Source organism: Collinsella aerofaciens (genome assembly GCF_015553355.1).
Lineage (GTDB): Bacteria > Actinomycetota > Coriobacteriia > Coriobacteriales > Coriobacteriaceae > Collinsella > Collinsella aerofaciens_V.
The window spans coordinates 111,887-127,288 of the sequence record NZ_JADNGN010000002.1 but is presented as its reverse complement, the minus strand read 5'-3'; the positions used below and the strand labels follow the sequence as shown (position 1 = coordinate 127,288).

The 15,402-nt window shown below is 57.6% G+C and carries 15 protein-coding genes; 13 read left to right on the top strand and 2 right to left on the bottom strand.

Going from position 1 to position 15,402, the window contains the following annotated elements:
* Positions 1–221: 221 nt before the first annotated feature.
* The 10 genes from I2D57_RS01475 (at position 222) to I2D57_RS01430 (ending at position 10,647) form a co-directional block, all read left to right on the top strand.
* Positions 222–1,685, top strand: a complete 1,464-nt coding sequence (locus tag I2D57_RS01475; RefSeq protein ID WP_195361231.1) for a YfcC family protein — start codon at positions 222–224, stop codon at positions 1,683–1,685.
* Positions 1,686–1,694: 9 nt separating this feature from the next.
* Positions 1,695–3,278 (top strand): amidohydrolase, encoded by a 1,584-nt coding sequence (locus tag I2D57_RS01470; RefSeq protein WP_195361230.1) that lies wholly within the window; start codon positions 1,695–1,697, stop codon positions 3,276–3,278.
* Position 3,279: 1 nt separating this feature from the next.
* Positions 3,280–4,131: a sugar phosphate isomerase/epimerase family protein gene (locus tag I2D57_RS01465; RefSeq protein WP_117745875.1), complete on the top strand. Its 852-nt coding sequence runs from the start codon at positions 3,280–3,282 to the stop codon at positions 4,129–4,131.
* Positions 4,132–4,192: 61 nt separating this feature from the next.
* Positions 4,193–5,161, top strand: coding sequence for an SIS domain-containing protein (locus I2D57_RS01460; protein WP_117776440.1), 969 nt, complete (start codon positions 4,193–4,195; stop codon positions 5,159–5,161).
* 14 nt (positions 5,162–5,175) lie between these two features.
* Positions 5,176–6,039, top strand: a complete 864-nt coding sequence (locus I2D57_RS01455) for a PfkB family carbohydrate kinase (RefSeq protein WP_195361229.1) — start codon at positions 5,176–5,178, stop codon at positions 6,037–6,039.
* A gap of 121 nt (positions 6,040–6,160) precedes the next feature.
* Positions 6,161–6,961 (top strand): fructoselysine 6-kinase, encoded by an 801-nt coding sequence (gene frlD, locus I2D57_RS01450; protein WP_195239143.1) that lies wholly within the window; start codon positions 6,161–6,163, stop codon positions 6,959–6,961.
* Between the two features lie 27 nt (positions 6,962–6,988).
* Complete coding sequence (locus I2D57_RS01445) at positions 6,989–7,849, top strand: amidohydrolase family protein (protein WP_229055555.1); 861 nt, start codon at positions 6,989–6,991, stop codon at positions 7,847–7,849.
* A gap of 2 nt (positions 7,850–7,851) precedes the next feature.
* On the top strand, positions 7,852–8,280 hold the full coding sequence (locus I2D57_RS01440) for a secondary thiamine-phosphate synthase enzyme YjbQ (protein ID WP_195361227.1): 429 nt from the start codon (positions 7,852–7,854) through the stop codon (positions 8,278–8,280).
* A 33-nt stretch (positions 8,281–8,313) separates the two neighbouring features.
* Positions 8,314–9,123 (top strand): BtpA/SgcQ family protein, encoded by an 810-nt coding sequence (locus tag I2D57_RS01435; RefSeq protein WP_229055554.1) that lies wholly within the window; start codon positions 8,314–8,316, stop codon positions 9,121–9,123.
* Positions 9,124–9,129: 6 nt separating this feature from the next.
* Positions 9,130–10,647: an FGGY-family carbohydrate kinase gene (locus tag I2D57_RS01430; RefSeq protein WP_195361225.1), complete on the top strand. Its 1,518-nt coding sequence runs from the start codon at positions 9,130–9,132 to the stop codon at positions 10,645–10,647.
* 79 nt (positions 10,648–10,726) lie between these two features.
* On the opposite strand, the gene I2D57_RS01425 is transcribed toward I2D57_RS01430, so the two are convergent.
* Together I2D57_RS01425 and I2D57_RS01420 are read right to left on the bottom strand one after the other, a co-directional pair.
* A complete protein-coding gene (locus I2D57_RS01425) occupies positions 10,727–11,509 on the bottom strand; it encodes a TatD family hydrolase (protein WP_195361224.1) in 783 nt (260 codons plus the stop codon).
* A gap of 14 nt (positions 11,510–11,523) precedes the next feature.
* Positions 11,524–12,315: a tRNA threonylcarbamoyladenosine dehydratase gene (locus I2D57_RS01420; RefSeq protein ID WP_195361223.1), complete on the bottom strand. Its 792-nt coding sequence runs from the start codon at positions 12,313–12,315 to the stop codon at positions 11,524–11,526.
* Positions 12,316–12,494: 179 nt separating this feature from the next.
* Here I2D57_RS01420 and I2D57_RS01415 point away from each other — a divergent pair, with 179 nt between their 5' ends.
* From I2D57_RS01415 to ettA, 3 genes are all read left to right on the top strand, one after another.
* Positions 12,495–12,773: an autorepressor SdpR family transcription factor gene (locus I2D57_RS01415; protein ID WP_195361222.1), complete on the top strand. Its 279-nt coding sequence runs from the start codon at positions 12,495–12,497 to the stop codon at positions 12,771–12,773.
* Positions 12,766–13,470: an SdpI family protein gene (locus tag I2D57_RS01410; RefSeq protein WP_195361221.1), complete on the top strand. Its 705-nt coding sequence runs from the start codon at positions 12,766–12,768 to the stop codon at positions 13,468–13,470. Before I2D57_RS01415 ends, I2D57_RS01410 begins: the two co-directional genes overlap by 8 nt.
* A gap of 184 nt (positions 13,471–13,654) precedes the next feature.
* On the top strand, positions 13,655–15,334 hold the full coding sequence (gene ettA, locus I2D57_RS01405; protein ID WP_055251458.1) for an energy-dependent translational throttle protein EttA: 1,680 nt from the start codon (positions 13,655–13,657) through the stop codon (positions 15,332–15,334).
* Positions 15,335–15,402: the final 68 nt, after the last annotated feature.

Below are 15,402 nucleotides of genomic sequence, written 5' to 3'. Positions count from 1 at the left end.
GGGTATCGGGTTCCCACATTCATCCGTACATGTACGGATGAATGTGGGAGGTGTTCGGATGAAGTCGATAATCAAGGGTTCAACCGCGTTGCGGCAATCAGTTTGAAATTATCTTGATGAAGGAAAAAGCTGCTGGTAATCTATGGGACGTCATAGAACGTTTGCATTGTGCAAACGTTGAAGCGAGATGCGATGCAGTCTCGAGTTCTTTGGAGGTATCTATGTCAGATACGAAGGCGAAGAAGACAAACAGACGTTTTAAGTTCAAATTACCGCATGTCTATACGATCATGTTCTTGCTGATCGTTGTCTTTGCGGTCCTGACTTGGATCGTTCCCTCTGGTCAGTATCAGCGCAAGACGATTTCAACAGCGGCGGGCGAGCGTGAAGTCGCCGTTGCTGGAACCTATGAACAGGTCGATAAGAACTACACCGATTCCGAGACCGGTGAGACCATCAATCTGGGCCAGGATATCTTCGCGGTTCTGCAAGCGCCCACCAAGGGCATCCAAGAGGCTGCCGACGTCGTTGCGTTCGTCTTATTGATTGGCGGATCGTTCGCGATCATCACCAAGACCAACGCTTTGAATGCCGGCATGAGCCGTGTGATTAAAAAGCTCAAGAACAAGGACATCCTCATCATTCCCATCACGATGACATTGCTGTCCATTTGCGGCACTACGTTTGGTATGTCTGAGGAAGCCCTGCCGTTCTATGCCATCTTCATTCCCATCATGATGGGTATCGGTTATGACTCGATGACGGCATTCATCATCTGCTTCCTTGGTCCTAACCTGGGATATTGTGCTTCGACCATCGACCCGTTTAATGTTTTGATCGCCCAGGGCATCATTGGCATCGAGGGCAATCCGCAACTGTGGCTGCGCGCCGTTTCTTGGGTCATCTTCACTGCCGTCGGTATCGCATGGGCCATGCGCTACGCCATGCGCGTCAAGAAAAACCCCGAGTCGTCCATTGTGTACGAGGACGATAAGCTCAAGCGTGTTGAGTTTTCCGTGACCGATGCCTCCATCGAGGAAGAGTTCACTATCCGTCAGAAGCTCGTGCTTATCGATTTTGCTTGCGGTATGGGCATTATCGTCTGGGGTCTTGTTACCCAGGGCTGGTACATGAATCAGATTTCCGCCGTGTTCCTTGGCATGGGCTTGCTTGCCGGTATCCTGGGCGGCCTTGACCAGCAGACGATCGCAGAGGAGTTCGTTAAGGGTCTCGCCGACTTTGCGTACGCTGCCGTCGTTATCGGTATCGCTCGCGGTATTCTGGTCATCGCCGAGGGCGGCATGATTATCGACACCATCCTCCAGGCGCTCGCTACCGCGCTCGCCGGTGCACCCGCCGCCGTCTACACCACGTTTATGTATGTCGTCCTTGGCCTGCTCTCTTTGCTGGTTCCCTCGAGTTCTGGCTTGGCGGCGCTCACCATGCCCGTTATGGGCCCCCTGACCGAGCTCATGGGCCTCAATCCCGAGGCGGCCGTCACCGCGCTCCAGTTTGCCAACCAGACCATCAACACCATCAGCCCCGTGGCGGGTATGACGGTCGCCGGCCTTGCCGTGGCTAAGATTTCGTTTGGCCAATGGTGGAAGACCATTTGGAAGTTCTTCATTTTCATGGTCGTCTTTGGCCTGATTGTAACGGCAATCTCTGGCATGCTTCCGGTGTAGGTGGTTGTGATGTCTGATCGTTTGACGGTCCTGACGTCTAAGAGCGTCTTTACCGGTACGGGGGACCTGCCGTTTGAAGGTTTCGTAGCGGTCCGTGGCAATCGAATTGAGGCTGTTGGCACCAAGTGTGAGGTAGCTTCGTATTTGACCCAGGCGGACGAGGTAGTTGACCTGGGCGTCCGCACTGTCATGCCTGGCCTGATCGATGTGCATACCTTCTATACAGGTTGGGCGCTGCGGACGTTGGGGTCTGATCTGTCCGGCATCGATGATGCCAAAGAGGCCGTGTCGCTCTTGCGTGCATGGAAAGAAGATCATCCGGATTGCGCGGCGGCTTTTGGCCACAACCTACCCGAAACGTTGGCATCGGATACCGAGAACGCAAATACAGCAGCTGTGTTTGACGAGTGTTTTGGCGATATCCCTGTCGTCTGCTTTACACCGGGCGCGGATACCTGTGTTCTCAATGCTGCCGCCAGTGCGCGATACGGCTTCACACCCCAGGCGTGCTATGCCGAGAAGATCTGGCGCATGATGAGCGATTTCCTCGCGCTGCCCGAGGTACGTGCAGGGTATTCGGACTACATGAGCATGCTTAACGAACGCGGCGTTACCGCCATCAAGGAGATGGCGTTTGATGACTACTACGGCTTTGCCGACGAAATGGCTCGCCGTGAGGAATCTGGTGAGCTGACGGTTCGCGTCTCTATGATGTCGCAGCCGGTGGGTGCCGGTGCAAATCTGGCATATGCCCGCGAGGCACGAGAGCGCTTCCGGGGACCGTTCGTTCGCTTTTCCGGCTTCAAACGTATGACCGATCGCGGTGTATGGACGGGGCTTGCCGAGATGATTGACCCCTATGAAGACACGGCCGATGCGGGCGCTGCCGGCAAGACGGTCGTCGAGGAGCCAGAGTGGGATCTGATTGAGAGCGAGCTGCGTGCAATTGATGCTGACGGCTTCCGATATTCCTTGCATTGCCAGGGCGATGGCGCCGTTCGTCGCACCGTGGCGCTCTATGCCTCGCTGCCTCGAGACGAGCACGGACGGATGCTTCGCCGCCATGCGATTACCGATCTCGAGAACTCGGACCCGACCGATCTTGTCGAGTTTGGCAAGTTAGGTGGAATTTGCGAGGTCTATCCGCAGATTCTGACGCTGGACCGGCACGAGGATTGCCTGTCGATGATGCGTCGACAAATTGGCGAGACGCGGCTTTTGCACAGCTGGAATCGCCGCGGCATGGAAGATTCCGGATGCACAGTGTGCTGTGGCACGGATTTGCCGCTGTTGATTCCGAGCTTGGGCGAGTCAATCTACAGTGCGTGCGGCGGATACTTCGACGACGGACTGCCCGTGAATGAGGTCAACACGCTGACGCTTGTCGAGCTCTTGTGCGCTTGGACTGCCGGGGGCGCGTACGACCTGATGCGCGAAGACGAGCTGGGTACGCTTGAGGTTGGCAAGCTTGCCGATATCTGCGTGCTCGATCGGGATGTGTTCGACCTCGATTATCGCGACGCACGTGATCTTGCGGTTGACATGACGATGTCGGACGGACAAATCGTGTTCGACCGAAATAAGGAGGCATAAGATGTCTGAATCCAAACCGACGCTGCGCCGCGAGCAGATTGCGGGCATGAATATCCACTACATCATGTGGTCGCTCGATTACTTCCTTGATGTTCAGCAGCGCTTGGGCTTTGAGTCCATTGAGCTGTGGTGTGCAGAGCCGCATGTGACGCTCGACCATACGGGCTACTTTGAGGCTGAGGTCCTGGCAAAAAAGGCTGCAGACCGTGGGCTTAGGTATCGTACTCTGTGCCCCGAGAATGTTGTCTATCCTTGGCAGTACTGCGCACGCAAGCCGCTGCATGAACAGCGCAGCCTGGCGTACTTTAAACACGGCATTGAACTTGCCGAGGTACTTGGGTGCGACCGTATGTCCATCAACTCGGGCTGGGGCGACTGGGACGAGGACCGCGAGGAAGCCTGGAAGCGCAGCCGCGAGCACCTGTCCATTCTGGCGGAGTATGCCGGCGAGCACGGTCTGGTGCTTACGATGGAAAGCCTGCGTCCCGAGGAGAGCAACCTTGTGACGACGGTTTCCGATGCGAAGCGCATGATTGACGAGGTCGCGAGTCCGTACTTACAGCCCATGGTTGATACAACCGCGATGGGCGTTGCAGGCGAGACGCTCGAGGACTGGTTTGCCGCCTTTGGTGATGGGGCAATTCACGAGATGCACTTTATCGACGGCGACCCGTATGGCCATCTGGTGTGGGGCGATGGCAAGCACGATATGGACGCCTTCGTCGCCACACTCAACGCCCATGGTTTCGACGGCATGCTGGGCCAGGAAATCACGGATGGTCGTTACTACGATGACCCGGCAGCGGCAGATGCCAAGAACATGGCCGCATTCGAGAAATATCTGATTGACTAAAACAACTATCGGCCACGCAGCCAACGTCATTGATTGCGGCCAAACAAGAAAGGAACTGGATATGAACGCACACGATCTGATCAAAGAGGCAATTGCCGAGAAGGGCAAGTTCGACAGCGTCTACTGGATTGCTTGCGGTGGCTCCATGATCGATTTGATCCCGGCTCATGAGCTTCTGCAGCGCGAGGCAACCACCTTCACTTCGCATATCTATACCGCGCGTGAATTCGACATTATGCGTCCGCGTCGTCTGGGCGAGAAGTCCCTGGTCATTGCTTGCAGCCACAGTGGCAATACCCCGGAGGTCGTCGAGGGCTGCGAGATTGCCCTTGCCGCCGGCGCTACGGTGATCGCCCAGACCGACAACGCTGGATCCAAGATCGACTCCGGCAAGTGGACCACGTGGGTCTACCCATGGGGCGAGGGTGTGCCGCAGGCCGAGGTCCCCGCTGGCATTTCGCTGTCACTTGCGGCAGAGCTGCTCGATCAGCAGGAGGGCTACGCCGATCTTGCCGATATGTATGCCGGTATCGCCGAGATGGATAAAATTCTTCCCCCGGCACGCGAGAAGGTAAATGCCGAGCTGGGCGATCGTTTTGCCAAGCTTTGCCAGGAGCACGAGTTCTTCTATATTCTGGGCAGCGGTCCCAACTTTAGCCAGACCTACGGTTTCGCTATCTGCTCTCTTATGGAGATGCAGTGGCAGCACTGCAGCTACATCCACTCTGCCGAGTACTTCCATGGCCCCTTCGAGGCTACTCAGGATGGCGTTTTTTACTTCCTGCAGATGGGCTCCAGCGAGTGCCGTGCTATGGACGAGCGCGCCCTGGCGTTCCTTAAGACGCATACCGATACGCTGATGGTGCTCGATGCCAAGGAGTACGGTATGGAAGCCGTGCCGGCGAGCGTCCGTGCCTATCTGGACCCGGTGCTGTTCTACGCCATGAACTGCGAGCTGCGTGCTGCACGCGGCAAGGTGTTTGATCACGATCCCGATTTCCGCCGCTATATGGGCGTCGTCGAGTACTAGAAGGGACAAAGGCCATGGCATTTAACGTTAACGCGCTCGGATTTGGCGACAACGTCGTCGATCGCTACGAGCATATCCACACCATGTATCCTGGCGGCAACGCGGTGAACTTCGCCGTTTATGCCAAGAAATGCGGTGCCGCACGCTCCGCATATATGGGCATTTTTGGCAATGACGCCGCTGCCGAGCATGTCATTGCAAGCCTCGAGGATGAGGGTATCGAGCTTGACAAGTGCGAGCAGATGATTGGCGAGAACGGAGCGGCTCGCGTGACCGTCGTTGACGGTGACCGTGTCTTCCTTGGCTCCAACGAGGGCGGTATCCGTGGCGATGCGCGCTATGTCCTCGATCGCTTTGATCTTGCGTACATGAAGCAGTTCGATGTGGTTCATTCGGGCAACTATTGCTTTACCGAGCGCGAGCTGCCCAAGCTGAAGACTGCGGGCGTCACGGTCTCTTTTGACTTTTCGGACGACTCCACCGACGAGTACTACGAGCAGATTGCGCCCTACGTCGATTTTGCTTTCTTTAGCGCGGCGGATGCCGCGAGTGAGGACGAGATTCGCGAGCGTCTGGCATGGGTGAAGGGCCTGGGTCCGCGTTTTGTGTCGGCTACGGCGGGCGCCGAGGGCTGCATTGCTTACGACGGCGAGCGTTATTACCGCCAACTGGCTAAACCGGTAACGGACATGAAGGACACCATGGGGGCGGGCGACTCGTTCCTCACCTCGTTTTTGATGTGCTATCTCGATTCCGCCAAGCGCGGCGAGGATGGCGCCGAGGCCATCGAGCGCGCGCTCGACTTTGCTGCCGGGTTTGCCTCGACCGTGTGCGGTATGGAAGGTTCTTGGGGCCACGGGGCGCCAATCGTCGAATAGCTTAAGAAAGCGTACGGCGGTCTGGCTATGAGGCCTTGGACAGCCGATGCAAAACAATAAGCGAAACGCGAAAAGGGGGCTCGCCATGTGGTGGGTCCCCTTTTGAGCATTGGAGAAGACCATGGGTATTAAAGCGTGTGCGGCTGGTTTTTGCTGCGCGGACGTCTATCAAAACATCGGCGTGTTCTATCCGACTGGTAACGGCATCGACTGGGGTATCCATCTTGCACGAATGGGCGTTTCGGTATCCGCCGTGTCGGTTGTCGGCAAGGACGAGTACGGAGACAAGATGAGAGAGGCGCTGGCCGCAGAGGGGTTTGATATCTCTCATCTGCGGGTGGAGGATGGCGACACCTCGGTGATGCTCATGGCATTGAAAGACGGCGTCGATCGCGTGCATCTCGAGGCAATCGATGGCGTAATGGAGACATATCGTCCGAATGAAGACGACCGGGCGTTTATCCTAGAGCACGACATCATTCACACCGACCTGTTTGGCAATTGTTTGGACCTCCTGCCCGAATGGCATGATGCGGGCAAGACGGTGGTTATGGACTTCTCGGTGTTCAGCCAGGATCCCGAATATGCATGCGAGGCTCATTTTCCTTACGTAGACTATGCGTTCATGTCGTTTGAAGAGGACACTCCGGAGCTGCGAGACTGGGTACGCCACGTGCAGGAATTGGGACCGCGCGTTGCGGTTGCCACGCTTGGCGAGAAGGGAAGCATTGCCTATGACGGTGAGCGCTTCTATGAGTGCGGGATCGTACCGGCGGAGAAGGTCGTTAATACCGTGGGTGCCGGCGACTCGTATATTGCCGGGTTTACCAAGGGCGTGATCGATGGCCTTGATATTCCGGCGTGTATGAAGGCGGGCGCTGAGCTGTCGTCCCGAGTGATTGGTTCGTTTGAGCCGTACTAGGGTTAAATGCCTGGAAAGGAGTACGAAATGGTTATCGACATGTTGGTCCATCCTATGCTCTACGGCGAGATCTGTACGCCGGGTGATGAGCCTGATGGATTCGGTTTTTGGTCACGAGAATATGGTATGGGGCATATGGGCCCCATGGATTGGGATGAGCTTCAAGTCGAGATGGACGTCTGCGACGTGCAGAAGAGTGTGCTCATGCCGCTCGATGTAACCACGGCATGCGGAGGGCATTTTGGCACCAATGACCAGATTGCCATGCTGGTTGCCGCGCACCCCGATCGTCTGTGGGGATTTGCGAGCGTAGATCCGCAGGTGAGCGGTGCCGCAGACGAATTGGAGCGCGCCTTTACCGAGTTGGGGGCAAAGGGGCTTTGTCTGCATCCGGCAAAGCAGGGTTTTGCCCCCGATGATGCTGTGGCCGAGCCGCTTTACGAGCTGTGCGAGCGCTATAACAAGCCGGTGGTTTTCCATGCCGGTATGTCTTGGGAGCCTGGCGCAGAGCTCTCGCGCAGTAACCCGCTTGCATTTGAGCACACAATCGCAACGCATCCAAATGTGCGCTTTAGTTTGACCCACTTTGGCTGGCCCTGGGTGCGCGAGACCGTGGCGATGCTGCTCAAGTATCCCAACTGCTACACGGACACCTCTATCACTTACATCGATTCGCCCGAGGAGATGATGCAGCGTCTTTTCACGGTCGATATGGGGCCGCTGTGGTATGAGCGCGCGCTATCGCATCAAGTGATGTTCGCCAGCAATACGCCGCGCTTCCGTGCATTCAAACTCAAGCGGGCGCTCGATACCGTGCCCATGCGCGACGATGCGCGAGAAAGGCTCTACTGGGGTAATGCCCTGCGTTTTCTTGAAGGGGATGAGTAAACATGGTGACGCTCGAGACATTGAGCTATCTATCGACTGCTCCGGACCAGTTCATCGATATTACCGAAGACGTGCACGCTGCCATCAAACGCAGCTCGGTGACCAATGGCTTGGCAGCGATTATTTTGTCGCATACGACCTGTGGAATCGTGGTAAACGAGGGGCTGCCCTGCGTGGAGACGGATCTTATGGAGACGCTTGATCGCATCGCCCCACTCGACGCCCCCTATGCGCATGCACACTTCCTGCCGAGCTATGGAGCCACCGGCAACAACTCCTGTGGGCATATCAAGAGCATGATTTGTGGAAACAGTTGCTTCTTTCCCGTCCAAGATGGCCACATCGTGTGCGGAGGTGCCCAGAACATCTATCTTGCGGAGTTTGACGGTCCTCAGAAGCGAAAAGTGTACGTCGAGGTGCTGGGGGAATAACGTTCCTGCAATAACCCTATGAAGGAGCATGTTATGTCGTTTCTAACCTCGATGTTCAAGACCGAAAAGCCGGTTATCGGAATGCTGCACCTGCGTCCTCTGCCGGGCGATCCACTGTATTACCCGGGCGGAAGCGTGTCGCAGGTCGTGGAAGCCGCCAAGCGCGATCTCGAGGCGTTGCAGCAGGGCGGTGTCGATGGCATTTTGATTACCAATGAGCTCTCGATGCCCTATGAGCAGCACGTTTCTCCCTCAACTCTTGCATCGATGGGCTATATAATCGGGGCTCTGTCCCATGATCTGTCGACTCCTTGGGGAGCTGAGGCTATTTACGATGGTGATGCCACAATCGAGCTGTGCGCTGCCGTCGACGCGCAGTTCACGCGCTGCAATTTTTGCGGTGCCTGGGCCGGTGATCTCGGGCTGATTAACCGAGATTTCGCTCACACCATGCGTCGCAAGGCGGCGCTGCGCCTGGACGACCTCAAGCTTTTTCACTTCATCACGAGCGAGGGGGAGGTTTATCTCAACGACCGCACGACTGCGGACATTGCCGATTCACTTCTCTTTAATTGCCTTCCGGATGCGATGGTCATCGGCGGTTCGGCTGCCGGTCGTAGCGCTTCGGGCGAGCTTGCCGATGAAGTCCGCGAGCGTGTTGGCGAAGTGCCTGTGGTATGTGGCACCGGTTGTCGCGAAAATACCGTGGCTGACGTATTTGCTCACTACGATGGCGCGTTTGTCGGCACGTGCTTAAAGCGCGACGGAAAGCTGGATGCCCCGGTTGATGTCGAGCGGGTAGTTCGTTTTATGGCTGCCGCTCGTACGGCGCGAGGGGAGTAGGCACCTATGGCGTTTTATCTGGGTATTGATATTGGGACAAGCGCCTCTAAAGGCGTTTTAATCGATGGTCGATGCAACATCGTTTGCCAGGCCTCTTGTGGACACGAGACGGACAACCCGCGTGATGGATGGTACCAGCATGATGCGGAGGCAGTTTGGTGGGGCGATTTTTGCCGCTTGTCGCGCGAGCTGGTGGTGCGATCGGGGGTTAACGCGGCGCAGATCGGATGCGTGGGGCTTTCCGCATTGGGTTGCGACTGTGTGCCGGTCGATACCGAGTGCAACGCGCTGGCGCCCGCGATTTTGTATGGAGTCGATGCACGTTCGAAGCCGCAGATTGACGAGCTTCTTTCCGAATATGGGTCAGATCGCGCACGCGAGCTTTTCGGGCACGATCCCTGTTCGTCAGATATTGCTCCCAAGATCTTGTGGTTTAAGGAGAATATGCCCGATGTGCACGAACGTGCCGCGAAGTTCCTGACGGCGTCATCGTTTTTGTGCGCAAAGTTGACGGGGCGATTTACGGTGGACCGTTATTTGGCGGAGGATTTTCTTCCCCTATACGACCGCTACACCTGGAAGGTTGATGCTCGGGAATGTGCTCGTTTCTGCCGGCCTGACCAGATGGCGGAGGTAATGTCGGCTACCGATATTGCCGGGGTGATTACGCGGCGTGCGGCAGAGGCGACGGGGCTCGCGGCAGGGACACCTGTCTTAGTGGGAACGGGCGACTCTGGTGCCGAGGCCATTTCGACGGGTGTATTCCGTCCCGGCGATATGATGGTTCAGTTGGGGAGTACTGCGTATTTCATCTACCTAGCCGATCATATGATCGATGATGCCCGCCTGTGGCCGGGGACGTTTATCATTCCCGGAACTTACGGGATCTGCGCGGGGACCAATACGGCGGGCGCACTCACATCGTGGCTACGCCAAGAGCTGTATCGCGACGCCGTAGAGGCCGAGGGTCACGGTGGTCCCGATGCCTATTCGGTTATGGCGCATGATGCCGCCGATGTGGCGCCGGGTGCCGATGGGCTCCTGTGTCTGCCGTACTTTGCGGGGGAGCGTACTCCGCTCAACGATCCCGAGGCGCGTGGCGTCTTCTTTGGCCTGACCGGAAGGCATACGCGAGCCCATATGGTTCGCGCCGCCTTGGAAGGCGTCGCATATACCGTTGCATCCCATGTCGACATTATCGAGCGAGAGCATGGACTGCCAATTGGGCGCATTATGCTTGTCGGAGGTGGAACCAAGAATCCAGTTTGGATGCAGACTATCGCCGACGTATGCGGGCGCGAGGTCTCGGTTGCCAAGGTTACGGTGGGCGCATGCTTCGGTGATGCCATCATGGCAGCTCTCGCAGGTGGCGCCTATGCATCGTGGGATGAGCTCGCCCAAGTCCTTGGCGTTGCGCAAACAATCGTGCCCGATATGGCTGCCCACGAGTTATATGTGTCGCGCCGCCATATCTTTGACGAATTGTATGCACGCAACCGTGATCTCATGCACGAATTGGCGTAATGCTGCCGAATTGTACTGCCTACCAATAGGGACTGCGTTGTGCGATTCGCATGTCCCTTGGCATTTTTGCCCACAGGGGTTAGCGAAGGTCAAAAACGGAGTGCGCATTTGTTAAAACTGCCGACTCGATGCGCTTTGCGTCACAATTTTTGAGCGAGGCGATGCGTTCTGAGGTCCTTGTGAGCGATTTGATGAGCGACTGCGCGCTTGTTTCTGTGTTTGCCTCCGCTGGTGCATCGGTCTCGAGCAGTAAACGATCGAGTGGAATCTGTCGTGCGTATTCGCGTCCTCGTTTAGACGCGAGCATGCGTTCGTTGACGGAAAAATAACAGTCCGCATCACGCGCGCGGACGAGTTCGTCCGAAGTGCCGCTAAACCAGTGGAAGATGATAACGGGGGAGTCGGGGTTTGGGATGAGTAGTCCATGCGATTCGAGGACGTCCAGTACGGCTCCTGCCGAACGAACGGCGTGAATTGATATCACGCGCCCGGTAAGAGGATGCTGCACGAGTGTATCGCAGAGCCGGTCAAATGCCTGTATTTGTAGCGGCTCACTTCCGGCAAAGCGTGCGGAAAAGTCGAGTCCCACCTCGCCGATGTAGCGCTCTTGGGCGGCAACTTCGCAAAGCAGATCGACTTCGGCAGGACCGCAGCGGCCGTCGGCGAGCCACCAGGGGTGGAGCCCAACGCCAGCGATGATGCCTGGTAGGCGACGGGCGCGCTCGTTTGCGGCCGAAAAGTCGCGTGGGTCGACCCCGCAGTCAAAGAGCCCCAGACCCGACGCCGCCGACTCACTGGCTGCAGCATCGGGGCCGAGCATCAAATCAAGATGACAATGCGTGTCAAAGAATTGCGGTTCCATCGCAGGACATCCTGCTAGTCCAGGCGTTGGCCGTCGGCGCGTACGCGCTCGGTGCCGCGCCCGCTGATCTGGCGGATGACCTCGCCGGCAATCATCTGACCCATGATGGGCGGCATAAAGCTGGCGGTACCCAACTCGGTACGCTCATGGATGTTGGACGGGTCGCGGGGTTGGGTCTTAACCGATTCCTCGCAGCTAAACAGCACGTGCAGACTCTTGATTCCGCGCTTCTTACATTCTTTGCGCATGATGCGGCTCATGGGGTCACGTACCGTATCGAAAATGTCGGCAAAGCGGAGGCACTCGGGATGGAGCTTGTTGGCCCCGCCCATGGAGCTAACCAAACGAATGTCGTGGTCCTGAGCATATTTGGCAATGGTGAGCTTGGCCGAGATGGTGTCGATGGCGTCGACGACGTAGTCGAGCTTGCCGTCCGTCTGCTCCAAAACGCTCGCGAAGAACTCGTCGATGTTGTCGCTCAGCAGGTATTCGGTGCGCTTGATAACGGTGGCGGCGGGATTGATATCGCGAATCATGGCATCCATCACGTCCACTTTGCGCTTGCCGATGGTGCTGTGAAAGGCGATGGCCTGGCGATTGATATTGCTGGGCGCGATGATGTCCTTGTCCAGAATGACGAAATGACCGATGCCGCCGCGGGCGAGTGCCTCGCAGCAGTTGGAGCCCACGCCTCCGCAGCCGAGCACCAGCACCGTGGCGTTGGCGAGCTTATCGAGTGCCTCGCGGCCCATGATGATCTCAAGCTTGGTGTCGCGTGTCTCGATGGGGGCTGCGGTTTCGGTCATAAATATCCTCCGATGGGGAAGCAGGTCGTGTTTTAGCTATCGCCATTATAGGTAATCGCCCATAGGTTGCGATGGCGTTTGCTTTGATGTGGTTTGAAGCATTGCGATTAGACAGTTAGACAAACATCTAAATATCGAGTATAGTGTGCGCGTCATGAGAGATGATGAGAGGAGGTCTTATGCCGGGAGAGGGTTTTAAGGCGCTTGCCGATCCAACGCGACGGCGCATTTTGGAGTTGCTGCGCGAGGGCAATTGCACGGCGGGGGAGCTTGCCGAGCATTTCGATATCAGTAAGCCGTCGCTAAGCCATCACTTGGCGACGCTCAAAAATGCCGGGTTGGTGACCGACGAGCGCCATGGCCAAAACATCGTATACAGCTTAAACACCACCGTCATTCAGGATTTAATTGGCTGGTTTATGGGCTTTACAAACACTGAAGGTGATAAGGATGAATAACGAAAACAAGGGCATTCACCCCACGGGGGTATCGTCGCGCGTGTGGATTGCGCTGGTCGCTCTGTGCGCCGCCAATGTCGTAGCGCACCTCATGGTGATGCCGAGCTTGCCTGCGCAGATTCCCACGCACTGGGGCGCGAACGGCGCCGTCGACGGTTGGGGTCCTAGCTGGATGGCCTCCGCGCTCGGCGCGCTGCCTCTGGCGCTTCTCGCAATGTTCTGCGTGGTGCCGCGCATCGACCCCAAAGGTGAGGCATATCGAACCTCGGGCAAGTTCTACCAGGGCTTCGTAATCGCCTTCACCTTGTTCATGTGCGCCATAAGCTGGCTGGGAGAGCTTACGGTCTGGGGCGTGGTGCCGGCGGTCGGTTCGGTCAACGTGCTGATTTCCGGTGTTGTCGGTTTGCTGTTCATCGGCGTAGGCAACTACTTGCCGCGTGTGAAGCAGAACTATACGCTCGGTATCAAGACACCCTGGGCGCTTGCCGATCCCGAGAACTGGCGCCGTACGCAGCGTTTTGGCGGCGCCTGCTTTATGGTGCTGGGTATTGGCCTGATTGTGATGGGCGTGGCAGGCAGCGTGCTTTCGAGTGAAGTCGTCGCCGCGGTGATTGCGGCTCTGGCGTTTGGTTCGGTTGGAGCCGTTTACGTCTACTCGTATCTGTTGTGGCGCAAATCGCAGCGAGCCGCTCGTTAAGGTTGCGGAAAACTAGCGTACGCAGTTCATAGTATGTTCCGGGGGACTTTTCCCAGGTAGTATTAGGGGGTGTGGGCAACCATGCCCCTTTTTCGTTACGTTTCAGAGCTGGTTCCCTCATTTCGTTTCCACTAAAGCGAATCAAGAATAGGGAAACAGCAGGTAGAAAGGATAGAACAGGCAAATGGCAGAGTTTATCTACCAGATGTATCAGGCTCGCAAGGCCCATGGCGACAAGGTGATCCTTGACGACGTGACCCTGAGCTTCTACCCCGGTGCCAAGATCGGCGTCGTGGGCCCCAACGGTATGGGCAAGTCGACCCTGCTCAAGATTATGGCCGGCATCGAGGAGGTCTCCAACGGCGATGCCAGGCTCACTCCCGGCTACACCGTGGGCATCCTGCAGCAGGAGCCGCCGCTCGACGATGACAAGACCGTCATCGAGAACGTGCGCATGGCGTTTGGCGACATGATTGCCAAGGTCGATCGCTTCAACAAGATCGGCGAGGAGATGTGCGACCCGGATTGCGACATGGACGCCCTCATGGCCGAGATGGGCAAGCTCCAGGACGAGATCGACGCCGCCGACGGCTGGGATATCGATTCCAAGCTCGGCCAGGCCATGGACGCCCTGCAGCTGCCCGATTCCGACATGCCGGTCAACGTGCTTTCCGGCGGCGAGCGCCGTCGCGTGGCCCTGTGCAAGCTGCTGCTCGAGGCTCCCGACCTGCTGCTGCTCGACGAGCCCACGAACCACCTGGACGCCGAATCGATCCTGTGGCTCGAGCACTTCCTGCACAACTACCAGGGCGCGGTGCTTGCCGTCACGCACGATCGCTACTTCCTGGATAACGTTGCCGAGTGGATCTGCGAGGTAGACCGCGGTCACCTTTATCCCTACAAGGGCAACTACTCCACGTATCTGGAGACCAAGGCCGCCCGTATCGAGGCGCAGGGCAACCGCGACGCCAAGCTCGCCAAGCGCATGGAGGCCGAGCTCGAGTGGGTACGCAGCTCGCCCAAGGCTCGCCAGGCCAAGAACAAGGCCCGTCTGGCTCGTTACGAGGAGATGGAGGCCGAGGCCCGCGCAAGCCAGAAGCTCGACTGGACCGACATCCGCATCCCCGTGGGCCCGCGTCTGGGCAACAAGGTGCTCGAGGCTCATCACCTGCACAAGGAGTTCGATGGCCGTGTGCTCATCGACGACCTATCGTTCACCCTGCCGCGCAACGGTATCGTGGGTGTCATCGGCCCCAACGGTGTGGGCAAAACCACGCTGTTCAAGACCATCGTGGGCCTGGAGCCGCTGACTTCGGGCGAGCTCGAGGTGGGCGAGACCGTCAAGATCTCCTATGTCGATCAGAACCGTTCCGGCATCGACCCCGATAAGAACCTGTGGGAGGTCGTCTCGGATGGCCTGGACCACATGATGGTCGGTGAGACCGAGGTTCCGAGCCGTGCTTATGTGGCGAGCTTTGGCTTTAAAGGCCAGGACCAGCAGAAGCGCGCCGGCGTACTCTCCGGTGGCGAGCGCAACCGTCTGAACTTGGCGCTTACGCTCAAGCAGGGCGGCAACCTGCTGCTTCTCGACGAGCCCACGAATGACCTCGACGTCGAGACGCTGTCCTCGCTCGAAGCGGCGCTGCTCGAGTTCCCGGGCTGCTCGGTGGTCATTAGCCACGACCGTATGTTCCTGGACCGCGTCGCCACGCACATTCTAGCGTGGGAGGGCACCGACGAGAATCCGGGCAACTGGTATTGGTTTGAGGGCAACTTCGAGGCCTATCAGGCCAACCGCATCGAGCGCCTTGGCGAGGACGCAGCCCAGCCGCATCGTATTCACCGTAAGCTGACGCGCGACTAGATCGTTACGCGGTTTTCCAAACCGCGTAACTGCTCGACGCTGCGCGGGCCGCAAGCACCCCATCTTGC

Bases quoted from the DNA above. Each gene is read 5' to 3' on its own strand.
- I2D57_RS01475 (WP_195361231.1), top strand. From the start codon at position 222: ATGTCAGATACGAAGGCGAAGAAGACAAACAGACGTTTTAAGTTCAAA.
- I2D57_RS01470 (WP_195361230.1), top strand. From the start codon at position 1,695: ATGTCTGATCGTTTGACGGTCCTGACGTCTAAGAGCGTCTTTACCGGT.
- I2D57_RS01465 (WP_117745875.1), top strand. From the start codon at position 3,280: ATGTCTGAATCCAAACCGACGCTGCGCCGCGAGCAGATTGCGGGCATG.
- I2D57_RS01460 (WP_117776440.1), top strand. From the start codon at position 4,193: ATGAACGCACACGATCTGATCAAAGAGGCAATTGCCGAGAAGGGCAAG.
- I2D57_RS01455 (WP_195361229.1), top strand. From the start codon at position 5,176: ATGGCATTTAACGTTAACGCGCTCGGATTTGGCGACAACGTCGTCGAT.
- frlD (WP_195239143.1), top strand. From the start codon at position 6,161: ATGGGTATTAAAGCGTGTGCGGCTGGTTTTTGCTGCGCGGACGTCTAT.
- I2D57_RS01445 (WP_229055555.1), top strand. From the start codon at position 6,989: ATGGTTATCGACATGTTGGTCCATCCTATGCTCTACGGCGAGATCTGT.
- I2D57_RS01440 (WP_195361227.1), top strand. From the start codon at position 7,852: ATGGTGACGCTCGAGACATTGAGCTATCTATCGACTGCTCCGGACCAG.
- I2D57_RS01435 (WP_229055554.1), top strand. From the start codon at position 8,314: ATGTCGTTTCTAACCTCGATGTTCAAGACCGAAAAGCCGGTTATCGGA.
- I2D57_RS01430 (WP_195361225.1), top strand. From the start codon at position 9,130: ATGGCGTTTTATCTGGGTATTGATATTGGGACAAGCGCCTCTAAAGGC.
- I2D57_RS01425 (WP_195361224.1), bottom strand. From the start codon at position 11,509: ATGGAACCGCAATTCTTTGACACGCATTGTCATCTTGATTTGATGCTC.
- I2D57_RS01420 (WP_195361223.1), bottom strand. From the start codon at position 12,315: ATGACCGAAACCGCAGCCCCCATCGAGACACGCGACACCAAGCTTGAG.
- I2D57_RS01415 (WP_195361222.1), top strand. From the start codon at position 12,495: ATGCCGGGAGAGGGTTTTAAGGCGCTTGCCGATCCAACGCGACGGCGC.
- I2D57_RS01410 (WP_195361221.1), top strand. From the start codon at position 12,766: ATGAATAACGAAAACAAGGGCATTCACCCCACGGGGGTATCGTCGCGC.
- ettA (WP_055251458.1), top strand. From the start codon at position 13,655: ATGGCAGAGTTTATCTACCAGATGTATCAGGCTCGCAAGGCCCATGGC.